Raw genomic sequence first — 14,696 nt, 5'->3', positions numbered from 1 at the left:
CACCTCAACCTTAACGAATGTTGATAATTGCATCGAAGAGCGTACTGGCAGTTTGTAGCACCTGGGCATTGGCCAGGTAATACTGCTGATAACGCTGCAAATTGCCATACTCTTCGTCGAGGTTTACCCCAGAGATGGTCTGCTGCTGCTTGATTAACTGCGTTTCCACGTTGGCTTTCGTCTGGCTGCTCACCTTCAGTGACGCCGTTGAGCTACCGACGGTACTGACGAGAGAGGCATACGCATCGTTGAAGGTTTTATTTCCACCCACCACTTTGCCGTTTTGCAGATCGAGCAGTTTCTGGCCGTTACGGTTGTCACTTTCGCCGCCGTTTTGCACCGACGCCATTGCCAGTTTGGACTCGTCGCTGATCGCGAGGTCCATGTTCATGATGACGTTGGAAACAGGCTTCACGGTAAAGCTGTCTTTGGTATTTGCCGTGCCGCTCACGTTGACGTTAAGGCCATCAAACGACAGATTACCGCTGGCATCCGGGCTCATCGTAAAGCTGGTTTTGTCTGACGTGCGGGTGATCGTCCAGTCAGTGCCGTTAAACTGCAGCTTATAGTCTGTCGCCTGGACCTGTTTGCTGTCCGCCACAGAAGCCGTAACAACGGCCGAACCGCCGTTCTTGCTGTTGGACAGAACCGCCGGAGAACCGAAGTTGAACAGCTTACCGCCCGCATCACCGTTCGCATCAAAACCGGCTTCATGCTGCGTGTTCATCGCATCGGCAAAGGCCAGCGCCATCTGGTTCAGGGTGTTACGCGCTTTATCCAGATCTTCCGTGCGGAAGGTCAGTAAACCGCCCAAAGAACCGGTGGTGATAAATTTCTCGGGGATCTCAATATTACCCGCCACGTCATCGACGTAGGCGATAGTCGTACGAGCCGGATCGGCGCTGGACTTCACGGCCGCCAGCTGGCTGGCTTTACTGCCCTGCACCAGGCTGTAACCGTTGCCGAGAGAGATGTTAAACGTACCGCTATCCTGCACGGAGACTTCCACGCCCACGATTTTGTTCAGCTCATTGACGAGCTGATCGCGCTGGTCGAGCAGATCGTTAGGCGATGCGCCCGCACCGACGCCGGTCAGACGGGAGATCTGATCGTTCAGGTTCGCAATCTGTTTGGCATAGTTGTTGATCTGAGACACGCTGGTCCCAATCGCGGTATTGACCTGCGTATCCTGGTCACGCAGATACTGATCGTTGGTTTTGAACTGATTGACCAGACCGCCCGCTTTACCCAGCACCGTCTGACGTGCTGCCGGGTCTTCCGCGTTGCTCACCAGGGTTTGCAGGCTTTTGAAGAAGTCCTGCAGGGTGGTGGAGAGCGAGTTGGTGGTATCGGAGAGCACATCGTCAATTTTTGACATCTGCTGATAGCGCGTCGTCAGACCGCTGCTCTGCGTCTGCGCGGCGCGCAGCTGGTTGGTGATGAAGGCGTCATACTCACGCTGGACACCGGAGACATAAACCCCATTACCTACCCAGCCACCGCCGGTCAGCGTGCTGTTAGATGCACCCAGCACCGTGGTCTGGCGGGTGTAACCTGCCACGTTATAGCTTGAAATATTATTACTGACGGTATTGAGTGCCGACTGCGCGGCACTGAGGCCACTCATGGCGCTGTTAATCAAACTGGACATGGGGGTTCCTTTTATACGTTCAGACACGAGTCCTGATGAAGGTTATCGGCAACCTCCACCGGGACTTGAGAACTTTCAGAACAGATTTTCAATATCTGTGCTATAGGCTTTGCTGACCTTCTCGCCCATGGATTTCAGCTGCTGGATCATGCTGGTAAGCTTGCGCGCATAGTTCGGGTCGGTCGCGTAGCCCGCGTTTTGTAAGGCCTGAGCGCCCTGCTCCGCCGTCGCCGCCTGCGTAACGGCGGTATAACGCGGATTGCGGCTCAGCAGGCCAACGTAGTCGGACAATGCTTCCAGGTAGGAGCTGTAGACGCGGAATTTTGCTTTGACCTTCACCGCCGCACCGTTCTCGTATTCGGTGGTCGTGATCTCCGTTGTTGGCCCCTTCCAGCTGGAGGTGGCCTTCACGCCGAAGATGTTGAAGCTCGGATCGCCGTTTTCCTTGCGGATCTGACGCTGGCCCCAGCCCGACTCCAGCGCGGCCTGTGCCAGAATCAGGTGATGCGGCAGGCCGCTCTGTTCGCTGGCAAGGCGCGCGGGCAGAGAAAGCTGCGCCAGGAAGTCTTTGCTGTCACCGGAGAGCGGCTCATCGCCGCTGCCCGTGGCTTTTGGCATCGCTTTACGCACCATTTGCGTCAGAGCCTGGTTCTGATAACTGGTCACCGTTTCCAGGTCGAACTTCATCGGCACCTGCTGCGTCTGATCCTGAGGCTGAATGCCCTGCGCGGCTTCGGTCTGTTTCACAATCATGTCAGCCAGACCGAGGCCTTTACCGGCGGTCATCTGCTGCGCAATCTGCTGGTCATACATGCTGGTGTAGAGACGCGTTGAATCACTGCTGAACATCCCGTCTTTCGGCAGGGTTTCACGCATGCTTTTCAGCATCATCTGTACAAACATCCCTTCCACCTGGCGGGCGACCGGGCGGATGTTCGCCGCCGGGTCTTTGCCTGCTTTGGTTTTCAGTTCGTTGAGCGACTGGGCGTCCCAGGCTGCACTGGTCAACAGTTTGCTATCGGTCAGCATTAGATGATTTCCAGTTTGGCGCGCAGGCAGCCCGCGCTTTGCATGGATTGCAGAATGGACATCAGATCCATCGGCGTTGCGCCCAGGGCGTTCAGGGCACGCACCACGCTGTTCAGGTTGGCGCTGGAGCGAACGCTCTGCAGCGACCCGCCGCTCTGACGCATATCAATCTGCGTTTGCGGCGTCACCACCGTCTGACCGCCACCAAATGGCGTATTCGGCTGGCTCACGTTCGCGGAGCGGTTTACCGTCACGGAGAGGTTCCCCTGCGCCACGGCACAGCTGTCCAACGACACTTCCCGGTTCATCACCACCGAGCCGGTACGGGAGTTGATGATCACTTTCGCATCCTGAACCGGAACGTTCACTTCCATATTCTGGATATCCGCCAGCATGCGCACCTGGTTGCTGCTGCCGGTGGAGGTGCGGATCTGCACGGTGCGCGCGTCGAGTGCCGTTGCATTACCGTAGCCGCGGCTGCGGTTGATGGTATCGGCAATTTGCTGCGCCATGGTGAAGTCTTCATTATTGAGCTGCAGGTTGATGGTGTTGCCCGCGCCAAACTGGGTCGGCAGTTCACGCTCAATGATCGCACCGTTGGTGATACGTCCACCGTTCAGCTGGTTCACCTGCACGCTGCTTCCGCCTGCGGATGCCCCCGCACCGCCAACCAGAATGTTCCCCTGCGCCAGCGCATAGACCTGGCTGTCAACGCCTTTCAGCGGGGTCATCAGCAGCGTACCGCCGCGCAGGCTTTTGGCGTTACCCATTGAGGAGACCACCACATCAATGGTCTGTCCCTGACGCGCAAACGCCGGGTAGGACGCGGTGACCATTACCGCGGCCACGTTTTTCAGCTGCATGTTGGTTCCCGCCGGCACGGTAATGCCGAGCTGGGAAAGCATGTTGTTCAGGCTTTGGGTGGTGAACGGCGTCTGGGTCGTCTGGTCACCGGTACCATCCAGACCAACCACCAGGCCATAGCCAATCAGGGAGTTTTCACGAACGCCCTGAACGCTGGTGAGGTCGCGAATACGGTCAGCCTGGGCAAACGTTGCCACCAGCGCGAGCGCCACGGCGAAGATCGATTTAAACATGGGTCACCTCGCTTACATCGGCGATAAATTAAGGAAGAAGCGCTGCAGCCAACCCATATTTTGCGCTTCATTGATATAGCCGTTACCGACGTACTCAATGCGCGCATCCGCCACCTGGGTGGACGGAACGGTGTTGGTGCCGCTGATGGTGCGAGGGTTAACCACGCCCGAGAAGCGAATGAATTCAGTGCCCTGGTTGATGGCGATCTGTTTTTCACCCACAACGTGTAAGTTGCCGTTAACCAGTACCTGGTCAACCGTGACCGTCAGCGTACCGCTGAAGGTGTTGCTGGCGTTCGCGCCGCCTTTGCCGTTAAAGGTATTGCCGCCGGACGCGTTCACATCAGCACGCGCGTTGCCGAACAGCCCTTCGAGATAGCGTGGCACGGTATCGAAGCCAAAATTGGTTTTGCCATCGCGGCTGGCGTTCGCCGACGAGCTCTTGCTCGCGCTGACGTTTTCCTGCAGCACAATGGTCAATGTATCGCCGACGTTACGCGGGCGGCGATCTTCAAACAGCGGCTGATAGCCGTAATTAATCGGCTGCGCGGTCTGGAAAATGGAGCCGTTTACCACTGGCGCGGGGCCAGGAACGGGTTGGGCAGTCGTCGCACCCTGGACCAATGGTTTAGACGGGATCAAAGCACACCCGCTGAGGGTGACAGCCAGAACAGTCAGTATCGGATAACGAAACGCCGCGTTTTTTTGCATTGCCTTCATCTTCGAAAACAGGGAGCCGGTGCGGCGTTTACCGCACCGGGCTACACCTTAGAGTTGCGTCAGTTTCTGCAGCATCTGGTCGGTCGTCGACACTGCTTTACTGTTAATTTCATACGCGCGCTGGACCTGGATCATATTCACCAGCTCTTCCGCCACGTTCACGTTGGACGTTTCAACATACCCCTGGTACAGCAGCCCCGCGCCGTTCAGGCCCGGGGTGCTCTCATTCGGCGTACCGGAGGATTGCGTTTCGGTGTAGAGGTTCTCACCAATGCTTTCCAGACCGGTATCGTTCATGAAGGTGGTCAGGTTGAGCTGCCCGACCTGAACCGGCGCGGCCTGTCCCTGCTGGGTCACGCTGACCACACCGTCGCGTCCGATGGTGATGCTCAGGGCATTCGCCGGGATGGTAATCGCAGGCTGAACCTGGAAACCGCCCGCCGTCACCAGCTGGCCGTTCTGATCGACCTGGAACGAACCGTCGCGGGTATAGGCAGAGGTCCCGTCAGGCAGCTGCACCTGGAAGAAGCCCTGGCCTTTGATTGCCACGTCTTTACTGTTGTTGGTCTGAGACAGGTTGCCCTGGCTGTGCAGACGCTCGGTGGCCACCGGACGAACGCCGGTACCGATCTGCAGGCCCGACGGCAGCGTCGTCTGTTCAGAAGACTGCGCGCCCGGCTGGCGGATGGTTTGATAAAGCAAATCTTCGAAAACGGCACGCTGACGCTTGAAACCATTGGTGCTCACGTTTGCCAGGTTGTTGGCAATCACGTCCATATTGGTTTGCTGGGCGTCCAGGCCAGTTTTCGCGATCCATAAAGAACTGATCATAAGGAGTCCTGTTAACTCATAGCCAGAAGTTGGTTAGCTTTGCCCGCGTTTTCATCCACGCTGCTGATGATCTTCATCTGCATTTCAAAACGACGGGCGCTGGCAATCATGTCGGTCATGGCTTCGACCGGCTTGACGTTGCTGCCTTCCAGAACGCCGGACATCACGCGGATGCTCGGATCGGCCTGTAACGTAGCACCACGCGTCGCCTGCGCCGCCTGGGTCAGACGGAACATGCCGTCGTCGCCGCGCTGCACGTCTTTGGCTTCCGCTTTCACCAGCTTCAGACGTCCGACGGGCGCAACGGTATTGGCCGGATCGCCCGGGTTCAGCGCCGAAATGGTGCCGTCCGCGGCGATAGTCAGCTCAGAGCCTTCCGGCACGGTCAGCGGACCCGCTTCCCCCATCACCGGATGCCCCTGAATCGTCAGCTGGCCCGTCGCGCTCACCTGGATATTGCCGTTACGGGTATAGCCTTCGCTGCCGTCGGCCGTTTGCACCGCCAGCCAGCCGTCCTGCTGCAGGGCAACGTCCAGCGGGCGCGAGGTGTAGTCCATCTGCCCAGGCGTCATATCTGCGCCAGGGGTTGATGCCGTCACCAGCGTACGGGTCGGCAGGGACAGCCCTTCAACCGGCACCGCGCGCAGCGCATTAAGCTGCGCGCGAAAGCCCGGCGTAGAGGCGTTTGCCAGGTTGCTGGCGGTAACGGCCTGCTGATTGAGCGTCTGACTTGCCGCGCCCATCGCGGTATATATTGCGTGATCCATTGCGCTTTCCTGTTAGCCGCTTAACGCAGGTTAACCAGCGTGTTGAGGATCTGGTCCTGGGTTTTGATGGTCTGCGCGTTCGACTGATAGTTACGCTGCGCGACGATCATGTTCACCAGTTCTTTACTCATATCCACGTTGGAAGCTTCCAGCGCGCCGTTGGTCAGCTTGCCGAAGTTACCGGTGCCTGCGGTACCCAGCAGCGCCACGCCGGAGGACTGAGTGGCAGACCAGACGTTGTCGCCTTCAGATTTCAGGCCTTCGTTGTTCGCGAAGTTTGCCAACACGATCTGGCCCAGAACCTGAGACTGTTCGTTAGAGTAGCTTCCCACCACGGTGCCATCGTCGTTGATCTGGTAGCTCACCAGGTCGCCAGGCTTGTAGCCGTTCTGATTGGTTGCCACAACGCTGTTTGCACCGGTGTTCTGCTGCATGGAGTTCTGGAAGCTCAGGGAGAAGGTCGCCGCCGTCGCACCGCTGACAGAACCCGTGGTGATGTTAATGGCCGGCGTGGCGTTTGGCGTTGCGCTCAGTACACCCGCAGCGTCGTAGTTGTAGACACCCGCCAGGTTACCGTTCGCATCAAAGTTCATCTGCGCCGCTTTCGCTGCTGTAGAACCCGCAACGCTGCCGTCCTGAGTGTAAAGATCCCATTTATTGTTGGCCGTCTTCACGTAGTAGACGTACATGTTGTGGGCGTTACCCTGGCTGTCGAATACGGTCACGGTCCCTTTTTTGTTATAGGTATCCGGATTGGTCGCATCGAACGGGGCAGTTTGAACAGGATCGGTTGAGTTCAGGTTGATCTGCTGCGTCGCGGTGGTGGTTGATTTCGCCGCCATCAGGGTATTCGGGATAGTAATCGCCTGAGGGTTCGCACCGGTCTGAACGGTTGGAGGCGTTCCAGCTACCGGGTAGCCCGTCAGCTGCATGCCCTGCATGTTAACCAGCGTACGGTTTTCGTCCAGCTTGAACTGGCCGTTACGGCTGTAGAACACAGAACCGTTGGAATCGACCATACGGAAGAAACCGTTCTGGCTGATAGCAACGTCCAGACCACGACCGGTGTTGGTGGTGGTGCCGTCGGTAAAGTCCTGAGTGATGCCCGCAACTTTCACGCCCAGGCCGACTTTGGAACCGGCGAACATGTCCGCAAATGAAGCAGAACCGGATTTAAAACCATAGGTCGCGGAGTTGGCGATGTTGTTGCCAATGACGTCCAGGTTGGTGGCCGCAGCATTCAGGCCGCTGACCGCTTGAGAAAAGGCCATGACTTACTCCTGATAAGTGTTAAGGCTTAGATAATCTGCCGAACTTCGTCGAGTGTGGTGGAACCAGAGGTTCCCAAATCCAGTTTGTTGCCGTCGCTTCCTTTAATCACGCCCTGGACCAGCGCGAACTGCAGCGGCTGCGCCACCAGCTGGGTCGTCCCGTTGCTGGCGCTGATCGCTACTTTGTAAGAACCGTTTGGTGCTTTAGTACCGTCGGTCAGGCTGCCATCCCACGTAAAGGTGTGAACGCCCGCCTTCAGCTCACCGATATCAATGGTGCGAACCACCACGTTATTGGCATCCATGATCGTTGCAGTGACCTTCTCAGCCGCCTGCTGGAGCTCAACGCCAAACGGCGTGGTGGTCGTTGTGCTGTTGCCTTCAGTGGTGCTGGTGCCCGCCAGAATCGTGGTTCCCGGGATCATCACCCCGTGGCCAATCAGGCTTGCCGCCTGCAGAGACTGGGCACTGTTGATCTGCCCGGAGACGGAGCCGAGGGTGGTGTTGAGTTTCTCAATGCCGCTCACGGTGCTGATCTGCGCAAGCTGCGTGGTCAGTTCGTTGTTCTGCATTGGGTTGGTGGGATCCTGGTTCTTAAGCTGCGCCACCAGCAGCGTCAGAAAGCTGCCCTGAAGATCGGAGGCATTGCTCCCGGTGAGGGAGTTAGAACCCGTCGTACTCTTCGTGTTATTAACACCCGAGTTCGTAGGATCATTCACATTTACGGCGATGGACATGCATGTCTCCTTTACTGGCCGAGAGTGAGCGTTTTGAGCATCATGCTCTTCACGGTATTCAGCACTTCAACGTTGGCCTGGTAGCTGCGGGAAGCCGACATGGAGTTCACCATCTCACCCACCACATCCACGTTTGGCATTTTCACGTATCCGCTGGCATCCGCGAGCGGGTTACCCGGCTCATACACCAGTCTGTCCGGCGCCTGGCTCTCTACCACATCAGACACCTTCACGCCGCCCGTCGCCGCGCCCGGCGCAGCATCGACCTGAAAGACAACCTGTTTGGCGCGATAAGGCTGGCCGTCTGGTCCGGTTACGCTGTCGGCGTTCGCCAGGTTGCTGGCAGCCACGTTCAGGCGTTTGGACTGCGCGGTTAACGCCGAACCGGCAATATCAAAAATATTCAACAAGGCCATCTATCAGTTCCCCCCCTGCAGGACGTTCATCATGCCTTTGATTTGTCCGCCGAGTACGGTCAGGCCCGTCTGGTATTTCAGACTGTTATCGGCAAACTGGGTACGCTCCCGGTCCATATCCACGGTGTTACCGTCGAGTGAGGGCTGATCGGGAATGCGGTAAAGTAAATCGGTCGCTGGCGCGGTCATCGCCTGAGCAGGAATATGGCGAGAGGATGTCATGGCAAGTGCAACACCCGTTCCTTCGGCACGTCCACGCTCCATCACCTTTTTGAGTTCACTGGAAAAATCAATATCGCGCGCCTGAAACCCTGGGGTATCGGCGTTAGCGATGTTGGCGGCTAAAATCTCCTGCCGCTGGGCGCGTAAATTGAGCGCTTCCTGCTGAAAACGTAACGCGGCGTCGAGTTTATCGAGCATGTCTCCTCCGCTGATGGCAAAATTTCAGTTCACAGCTTAAATCTCACCCGGTCTCCCCTATCGACGGAATAAGCGCAAAATGCGTCGCTATTTATTGCGTTGATGCAAAACCACTGCAGGTAGAATTCATTCAACTCTGGAAACGGTGGAACTTGCGATGCAAACGTTAAAACGTGGCCTGGTGGCAACTTTCTTGCTCTTTAGCCCTCTGGTGCAGGCTGAAGGCTTACAGGATCGGCTGACGGCTTTTTTTGCTGAAAAGCTGGCGGGCTTTAGCGATGAGGTTAACGTTACCGTGCGCACCCCACCGAATCTGTACCCGACCTGTGACCAACCGTCATTCAGCGTGACGGGAACCACCCGGCTGTGGGGAAATGTGAACGTGCTGGCACGCTGCGCGAACGAAAAACGCTATTTACAGGTTGCAGTTCAGGCGACGGGCAATTATGTTGTCGCCGCCGTGCCCATTGCGCGCGGCAGCGTGCTGCAGACGAACAGCGTGACGTTAAAGCGCGGCCGTCTGGATCAGCTGCCTCCACGCACCATGCTGGAAATGAACCAGGCACAGGACGCCGTCAGCCTGCGCGATGTCGCACCCGGCCAGCCGATACAGCTCTCAATGCTGCGTCAGTCATGGCGGGTAAAAGCAGGTCAACAGGTGATGGTGGTGGCCAACGGAGATGGCTTTAGCATCAACAGTGAAGGGAAAGCGTTAAACAATGCCGCGGTGGCGCAAAACGCCCGCGTCAGAATGTCCTCAGGCCAGGTGGTGAGCGGAACCGTCGATTCTGATGGGAATATTCTGATTAACCTATAATCTTTTTAAAGATTTCGCGGCGCGTGCCGATAAATATTCCACTAATGATGATGTCAGGCGCAAACGCCGCGAACCCTCGATGAGGACAACACTATGAGCATTGATCGTACATCAGCCCTGAAGCCGGTAAGCGCTGTACAACCTCGCGAAACGAATGACGCTCCTGCGCAGAAAACGCGTCTGGAAAAACCGTCAACGTCCAACAGCACCAGCGTGACCCTGAGCGACGCGCAGGCAAAACTGATGCAGCCAGGCAGCAACGATATCAATATGGAACGTGTTGAAGCGCTGAAAACGGCTATTCGTAACGGTGAGCTGAAAATGGACACCAGCAAAATCGCTGACGCCCTGATTCAGGAAGCACAGAGTTTCTTACAGAGTAACTAACCGTATGAGTCGACTGTCAGAAATACTGGATCAAATGACGGTTGTTCTTAACGACCTGAAAACGGTAATGGACGCTGAACAGCAGCATCTCTCTTCCGGTCACATCAACGGCAGCGCGCTGCAGCGTATTACTGAAGATAAGAGTTCGCTACTGGCGACGCTGGATTATCTGGAGCAGCAGCGCCGCGCTGAGCAGGATCCTAAGCGTAGCGCCAATGACGATATTATTGAGCGCTGGCAAACCATTACCGAAAAAACCCAGCACCTGCGCGACCTTAACCAGCACAACGGCTGGCTACTGGAAGGTCAGATTGAGCGTAATCAGCAGGCGCTTGAGGTATTGAAACCGCATAAAGAAACCGGACTGTACGGTGCGGATGGTCAAACAGCGACTGCACGTATTGCGGGAGTTAAAAAGATTTCGATTTGACGCCTGTGCGACAAATCATGCAGCGGGGAGCACCATAAGGTGAACTCCCCTTTTGGCGTTTATGCCGTACGGCGGGCAAACTCTTTCACTTTGAACCCCAGCACCGCGAGCGTGGCAAAGTAAGCCACCACCCCGACGCCTACCACGGCCATCAGCCGCATCAGACGATAAGGCATGGTGCCCAGGGACCACTCCGGCATCACGTACATCATGCCGAGCAGCGCGGCTGACATCACCAGTACCGCAACGATCAGACGTACCAGGAAACTTCCCCACCCCGGCTGCGGCGTGAAAATATCCTGCTTGCGCAGCTGCCAGTACAACAGCCCGGCATTCAGACAGGCCGCCAGACCAATAGACAGCGACAGGCCGGCATGCTTCAGCGGACCAATAAACGCCAGGTTCATCAGCTGGGTCATAATCAGCGTCACGATGGCAATTTTCACAGGCGTTTTGATGTTCTGACGCGAGTAGAACCCGGGCGCCAGCACCTTGACGACGATCAGCCCCATCAAGCCGACCGAGTAGGCAATCAGCGCGCGCTGGGTCATAGCGGCATCAAAGGCGGTGAATTTCCCGTACTGGAAGAGCGACACCGTCAGCGGTTTGGCCAGAATACCCAGCGCCACCGCGCTTGGCAGGGCCAGCAGGAAGCAGAGACGTAAACCCCAGTCCATCAGGCGGCAATATTCATCATGATTGCCGCTGGCAAAGCTTTTCGACAGCGACGGCAGCAGGATGGTCCCCAGCGCCACGCCCAGCACCCCGGACGGGAACTCCATCAGACGGTCGGCGTAGTACATCCAGGAAACCGAGCCGGACACGAGGAAAGAGGCAAAGATGGTGTTGATGATAAGCGAGATCTGGCTGACGGAGACGCCGAGAATAGCGGGCCCCATCTGCTTGATCACGCGCATCGCCCCGGCATCTTTGAGATTGATGCGCGGCAGCACCAGCATGCCGATTTTTTTCAGATGCGGCAGCTGGTACGCCAGCTGCAGCACGCCGCCGACGGTGACCGCCCAGGCCAGCGCCAGCACCGGCGGGTTGAAGTGCGGCGCGGCGAACAGGGCAAAACCGATCATGCTGACGTTGAGAAACGTTGGCGCAAACGCCGGAACAGAGAAGCGGTTCCAGGTGTTCAGGATCGCCCCCACCAGCGAGGCCAGCGAGATGAGCAGAATATAGGGGAAAGTAATGCGCAGCAGCTGCGAGGTCAGCGCAAATTTGTCAGCCGTATCGGCAAAACCGGGCGCGGTCACCATAATCACCCAGGGCGCGGCCAGCATCCCGAGTACGGTCACCACCGCCAAAGCCAGCGTCAGCAGGCCGGAGACATAAGAAACAAAGACGCGCGTCGCGTCTTCACCCTGCTTGCTTTTATATTCCGCCAGAATGGGCACGAATGCCTGGGAAAACGCCCCTTCAGCAAAAATACGACGCAGCAGGTTCGGCAATTTAAACGCGACGAAAAAGGCGTCCGTGGCCATCCCTGCACCAAATACCCTTGCCACAATGGCGTCGCGCGCAAAACCCAGCACGCGGGAAAACATGGTCATCGAGCTGACGGCCGCCAGCGATTTTAATAAGTTCATTAACGTGAATTTCCAGAACCATACGGATTTGTAGAGCGGGTTAGCGTAAGCGCCACCCGGCAAAGCCAACAAGCGGCGCTTAGTCTAACCGGATTTCAACGAATTACTATCCGCAGATGTTACAGCGAGTTATTCGCTCATGGCATCGCGCCAGAGCCTTTCCACAATGCGCTGCGCCATAATGGCCTGCTCGCCGGACGTTTCAGGAACCGTCTGATTTTGCACGCAGGTGATAAAGTGACGGGCGCATCCTGCGAAACCGCGCTGCTCGAGGGTGCTCTGCCAGCCTGGCGCCGGGAGCGTCACCACGCCGTTGCCCTTCTCTTCCCGCCACTCGCGCATGTCCGTAATGTCGTACAGCGCGCCCTCGGTCACCGCCTGCACGGATTCACGCTGACTTCCCGCCCGACGGTGCATGCTGGTGGTAATCTGAAGATGCTCAACGGCGAAGTGGTGTTCCGCGTAGACCATCTGCCCCTGGTCATTCGTTAACAGGGTACCGCTCTTCAGCTGCGCATGGCCGTTGCTCAGCCACAGCGCCGTATCCACAACGTGCAGATAATCATCCAGAAGGGTGAAGCGCAGATCGTTTGGCCCAATGCTGTCGGTGCGGTGTTTATCCATCCGCAGCGAGGCGAGCGTGTCCGACTGCGCCTTCAGCTGCTGGTAAAGCGGCGCAAAGCGGCGGTTGAAGCCCACCATCAGCGTCAGTTTTTTGCGCGCGGCCAGCTCAATCAGCCGTTCGGCATCCTGAACATTTTCCGCCAGCGGCTTATCCACGCAGACGTGAACCCCCGCATTGAGCAGCTCGCTTACCACCTGATAGTGGGTTGCCGTTGAGGTATGCACAAAAACAGCATCACACTCGCGGGCCAGATCCTGCAGAGAGGCAGCATACGGAATGCGCCAGGTTTCGCAGATACGTTCTGCCTTTTCTCGGGTGGGTGACCATGCCCCTTGCAGGGTCCAGTCCGTTGCTGCACCTAAAACAGGCAGCCAGGCCTTTTGCGCGATGCCGCCGAGCCCCACCACGCCTACGCGTAATTTTTTCACCGTCAGTCTCCCAGATGTGCCAGCAACGCATCCAGGCGCTGTTTCAGCCCGGCGACCTCGTCTTCCAGCGCTTCTACGCGCGCGGCAAGAGTGTCATTGCTTGCTGAGGATCCCGCGTCGCTCTCCACGGTAGCGACATCAACGTCGCCGCTGAACAGATGCATATAGCGGCTTTCACGTTTGCCCGGCTCGCGCGCCAGACGCACCACGTATGGGCCGTCTTCACGTGAGGCCAGCCCTTCCAGGGTCTGCTCAACTTCCTGCATATCGCTGAACTCATGCATACGGGAAGCGCGCGTGCGCAGCTCTCCCGGCGTCTGCGCCCCGCGCAGCAGCAGCGTGGTGATGACCGCCACTTCCGCACTGCTCAGCTTCAGGTCGCCGAATTCGGAGTTACAGAAGCGCTGTTCGTATTTGGTCACGCGGTTGCCGAAGCCGCTGACGGTGCGCAGGTAGTGGCGTTTTACCAGCGCATCCAGCACGTCCTGAACCTCATGCTCGCTGAGGTTCATCACCGGCTCGCGGTTGGTCTTCTGGTTGCAGGCCATGGTCACGGCGTTGACGGAGAGCGGATACTGCTCCGGCGTGGTAACCTGTTTTTCGAGTAAGCACCCAATCACGCGCGCTTCTGTACCGTTTAGCTGATACTTCATCTTTTCTCCTTAACGACCTGCGGTCCAGTCCCGGGTGGTTAACGCCGTCAGAACGTGGTCGCGCCACTCTCCGTCTATCAGCAGATAGTCTTTGGCGTAACCCTCTTTCTCGAACCCTAAGCGGGCCAGCAAATTGCCGCTGCGCTGATTGTGCGGCATATAGTTCGCCATAATGCGATGGATATGCTGCGTGCGTTGCATATAGCGGATCGCCACCGTTAACGCCTCGTACATCAGCCCCTGCCCCTGCCATTTCTGGCCGATGGAGTAGCCAAGGTAGCAGGCGTGAAACGACCCGCGCACCACGTTTGAAAAGTTGGCGATCCCGATAATTTCTTTCTCTTCAGGATCCAGCAGCGCGAAATAAAACGCGCTGCCCTGCTTGTGAAATTCCGTAATCATGCTGAGGCGCGCCTGCCAGCCGGAAGGGTAACAATGGCTCTCATCCCGAACGGGTTCCCAGGGTTTTAAAAACTGGCGATTCTCGGCGTAATAATCCGCCAGACGCCAGGCATCACGCTCATGCACCAGACGAACGACCAGCCGGTCCGTTGTCAGACGCACTTTTGGCACATTGCTGCGATAGCCAAACATCGATACCACTCCTTCCCGTCACTTCTGCTGACCCATTAGCTTTACTATACCTGCGCCTGTGCCGTCTGTGAAAACAGTGACATACCATTTTCACCTCTTTTCACATTTTTCGATGAGAACTCTCTATCAAAGCACCCTTTTGATAAAAAAATATTGTCACCCCCGGGGGTGGGAAAAAACGCGGCGACACCGCAGAATGTTAGCGTGCTCACCTTCTTATTTTCCCTG

Annotated in this window: 17 protein-coding genes; 3 read left to right on the top strand and 14 right to left on the bottom strand. The window is 57.2% G+C overall.

Annotation, left to right across the window (positions count from 1 at the left end; genetic code table 11):
• Window positions 1-10 precede the first annotated feature (10 nt).
• The 10 genes from flgK to flgB all read right to left on the bottom strand — a co-directional run bounded on the left by flgK (window position 11) and on the right by flgB (window position 8,939).
• Window positions 11-1,651, bottom strand: coding sequence for a flagellar hook-associated protein FlgK (flgK, locus tag UR289_RS03915; protein ID WP_320709178.1), 1,641 nt, complete (start codon window positions 1,649-1,651; stop codon window positions 11-13).
• A gap of 75 nt (window positions 1,652-1,726) precedes the next feature.
• The gene (flgJ, locus tag UR289_RS03910; protein WP_320709177.1) at window positions 1,727-2,680 is read right to left on the bottom strand and encodes a flagellar assembly peptidoglycan hydrolase FlgJ; all 954 of its coding nucleotides are present in this window, start codon (window positions 2,678-2,680) and stop codon (window positions 1,727-1,729) included.
• Complete coding sequence (locus UR289_RS03905) at window positions 2,680-3,777, bottom strand: flagellar basal body P-ring protein FlgI (protein ID WP_029740346.1); 1,098 nt, start codon at window positions 3,775-3,777, stop codon at window positions 2,680-2,682. The genes flgJ and UR289_RS03905 overlap by 1 nt, the downstream gene beginning before the upstream one ends.
• Before the next feature lie 12 nt (window positions 3,778-3,789).
• On the bottom strand, window positions 3,790-4,488 hold the full coding sequence (gene flgH, locus UR289_RS03900; protein ID WP_024909015.1) for a flagellar basal body L-ring protein FlgH: 699 nt from the start codon (window positions 4,486-4,488) through the stop codon (window positions 3,790-3,792).
• 57 nt (window positions 4,489-4,545) lie between these two features.
• Entirely contained in the window at window positions 4,546-5,328 is a 783-nt protein-coding gene (flgG, locus tag UR289_RS03895) for a flagellar basal-body rod protein FlgG (RefSeq protein WP_008500810.1), read from the bottom strand.
• Window positions 5,329-5,339: 11 nt separating this feature from the next.
• The gene (locus UR289_RS03890; RefSeq protein WP_033145205.1) at window positions 5,340-6,095 is read right to left on the bottom strand and encodes a flagellar basal body rod protein FlgF; all 756 of its coding nucleotides are present in this window, start codon (window positions 6,093-6,095) and stop codon (window positions 5,340-5,342) included.
• Window positions 6,096-6,115: 20 nt separating this feature from the next.
• Window positions 6,116-7,366, bottom strand: a complete 1,251-nt coding sequence (gene flgE / locus UR289_RS03885) for a flagellar hook protein FlgE (protein ID WP_039261882.1) — start codon at window positions 7,364-7,366, stop codon at window positions 6,116-6,118.
• Window positions 7,367-7,392: 26 nt separating this feature from the next.
• Window positions 7,393-8,103, bottom strand: coding sequence for a flagellar hook assembly protein FlgD (gene flgD / locus UR289_RS03880; RefSeq protein WP_033145203.1), 711 nt, complete (start codon window positions 8,101-8,103; stop codon window positions 7,393-7,395).
• An 11-nt stretch (window positions 8,104-8,114) separates the two neighbouring features.
• Window positions 8,115-8,519 (bottom strand): flagellar basal body rod protein FlgC, encoded by a 405-nt coding sequence (flgC, locus tag UR289_RS03875; protein WP_008500814.1) that lies wholly within the window; start codon window positions 8,517-8,519, stop codon window positions 8,115-8,117.
• A gap of 3 nt (window positions 8,520-8,522) precedes the next feature.
• A complete protein-coding gene (gene flgB, locus UR289_RS03870; protein ID WP_023311135.1) occupies window positions 8,523-8,939 on the bottom strand; it encodes a flagellar basal body rod protein FlgB in 417 nt (138 codons plus the stop codon).
• A 157-nt stretch (window positions 8,940-9,096) separates the two neighbouring features.
• Here flgB and flgA point away from each other — a divergent pair, with 157 nt between their 5' ends.
• The 3 genes from flgA (at window position 9,097) to flgN (ending at window position 10,573) form a co-directional block, all read left to right on the top strand.
• Entirely contained in the window at window positions 9,097-9,756 is a 660-nt protein-coding gene (gene flgA, locus UR289_RS03865) for a flagellar basal body P-ring formation chaperone FlgA (protein ID WP_023311134.1), read from the top strand.
• Window positions 9,757-9,849: 93 nt separating this feature from the next.
• The gene (gene flgM, locus UR289_RS03860; RefSeq protein WP_023311133.1) at window positions 9,850-10,143 is read left to right on the top strand and encodes a flagellar biosynthesis anti-sigma factor FlgM; all 294 of its coding nucleotides are present in this window, start codon (window positions 9,850-9,852) and stop codon (window positions 10,141-10,143) included.
• Window positions 10,144-10,147: 4 nt separating this feature from the next.
• Window positions 10,148-10,573 (top strand): flagella biosynthesis chaperone FlgN, encoded by a 426-nt coding sequence (flgN, locus tag UR289_RS03855; RefSeq protein WP_008500818.1) that lies wholly within the window; start codon window positions 10,148-10,150, stop codon window positions 10,571-10,573.
• Window positions 10,574-10,632: 59 nt separating this feature from the next.
• On the opposite strand, the gene murJ is transcribed toward flgN, so the two are convergent.
• The 4 genes from murJ to rimJ all read right to left on the bottom strand — a co-directional run bounded on the left by murJ (window position 10,633) and on the right by rimJ (window position 14,468).
• The gene (murJ, locus tag UR289_RS03850) at window positions 10,633-12,168 is read right to left on the bottom strand and encodes a murein biosynthesis integral membrane protein MurJ (protein ID WP_320709176.1); all 1,536 of its coding nucleotides are present in this window, start codon (window positions 12,166-12,168) and stop codon (window positions 10,633-10,635) included.
• Window positions 12,169-12,297: 129 nt separating this feature from the next.
• Window positions 12,298-13,221: a Gfo/Idh/MocA family protein gene (locus tag UR289_RS03845; protein ID WP_033145201.1), complete on the bottom strand. Its 924-nt coding sequence runs from the start codon at window positions 13,219-13,221 to the stop codon at window positions 12,298-12,300.
• A 2-nt stretch (window positions 13,222-13,223) separates the two neighbouring features.
• Window positions 13,224-13,874, bottom strand: coding sequence for a YceH family protein (locus UR289_RS03840; RefSeq protein WP_045888676.1), 651 nt, complete (start codon window positions 13,872-13,874; stop codon window positions 13,224-13,226).
• 9 nt (window positions 13,875-13,883) lie between these two features.
• Window positions 13,884-14,468: a ribosomal protein S5-alanine N-acetyltransferase gene (gene rimJ / locus UR289_RS03835; protein ID WP_008500822.1), complete on the bottom strand. Its 585-nt coding sequence runs from the start codon at window positions 14,466-14,468 to the stop codon at window positions 13,884-13,886.
• Between the last annotated feature and the right edge of the window lie 228 nt (window positions 14,469-14,696).

The sequence above is a fragment of the Enterobacter sp. 302C9 genome (assembly GCF_034106085.1).
GTDB lineage: Bacteria > Pseudomonadota > Gammaproteobacteria > Enterobacterales > Enterobacteriaceae > Enterobacter > Enterobacter asburiae_B.
Note: the sequence above shows the minus strand (reverse complement) of the source record. Positions and strands in the feature narration are given on the sequence as shown.

Excerpts from the sequence above, each read along its gene's own strand:
- murJ (WP_320709176.1), bottom strand. The coding sequence starts at position 12,168 with ATGAACTTATTAAAATCGCTGGCGGCCGTCAGCTCGATGACCATGTTT.
- UR289_RS03890 (WP_033145205.1), bottom strand. The coding sequence starts at position 6,095 with ATGGATCACGCAATATATACCGCGATGGGCGCGGCAAGTCAGACGCTC.
- rimJ (WP_008500822.1), bottom strand. The coding sequence starts at position 14,468 with ATGTTTGGCTATCGCAGCAATGTGCCAAAAGTGCGTCTGACAACGGAC.
- UR289_RS03840 (WP_045888676.1), bottom strand. The coding sequence starts at position 13,874 with ATGAAGTATCAGCTAAACGGTACAGAAGCGCGCGTGATTGGGTGCTTA.
- flgB (WP_023311135.1), bottom strand. The coding sequence starts at position 8,939 with ATGCTCGATAAACTCGACGCCGCGTTACGTTTTCAGCAGGAAGCGCTC.
- flgD (WP_033145203.1), bottom strand. The coding sequence starts at position 8,103 with ATGTCCATCGCCGTAAATGTGAATGATCCTACGAACTCGGGTGTTAAT.
- flgC (WP_008500814.1), bottom strand. The coding sequence starts at position 8,519 with ATGGCCTTGTTGAATATTTTTGATATTGCCGGTTCGGCGTTAACCGCG.
- flgE (WP_039261882.1), bottom strand. The coding sequence starts at position 7,366 with ATGGCCTTTTCTCAAGCGGTCAGCGGCCTGAATGCTGCGGCCACCAAC.
- flgK (WP_320709178.1), bottom strand. The coding sequence starts at position 1,651 with ATGTCCAGTTTGATTAACAGCGCCATGAGTGGCCTCAGTGCCGCGCAG.
- flgN (WP_008500818.1), top strand. The coding sequence starts at position 10,148 with ATGAGTCGACTGTCAGAAATACTGGATCAAATGACGGTTGTTCTTAAC.
- UR289_RS03905 (WP_029740346.1), bottom strand. The coding sequence starts at position 3,777 with ATGTTTAAATCGATCTTCGCCGTGGCGCTCGCGCTGGTGGCAACGTTT.
- flgH (WP_024909015.1), bottom strand. The coding sequence starts at position 4,488 with ATGCAAAAAAACGCGGCGTTTCGTTATCCGATACTGACTGTTCTGGCT.
- flgA (WP_023311134.1), top strand. The coding sequence starts at position 9,097 with ATGCAAACGTTAAAACGTGGCCTGGTGGCAACTTTCTTGCTCTTTAGC.
- flgJ (WP_320709177.1), bottom strand. The coding sequence starts at position 2,680 with ATGCTGACCGATAGCAAACTGTTGACCAGTGCAGCCTGGGACGCCCAG.
- flgM (WP_023311133.1), top strand. The coding sequence starts at position 9,850 with ATGAGCATTGATCGTACATCAGCCCTGAAGCCGGTAAGCGCTGTACAA.
- flgG (WP_008500810.1), bottom strand. The coding sequence starts at position 5,328 with ATGATCAGTTCTTTATGGATCGCGAAAACTGGCCTGGACGCCCAGCAA.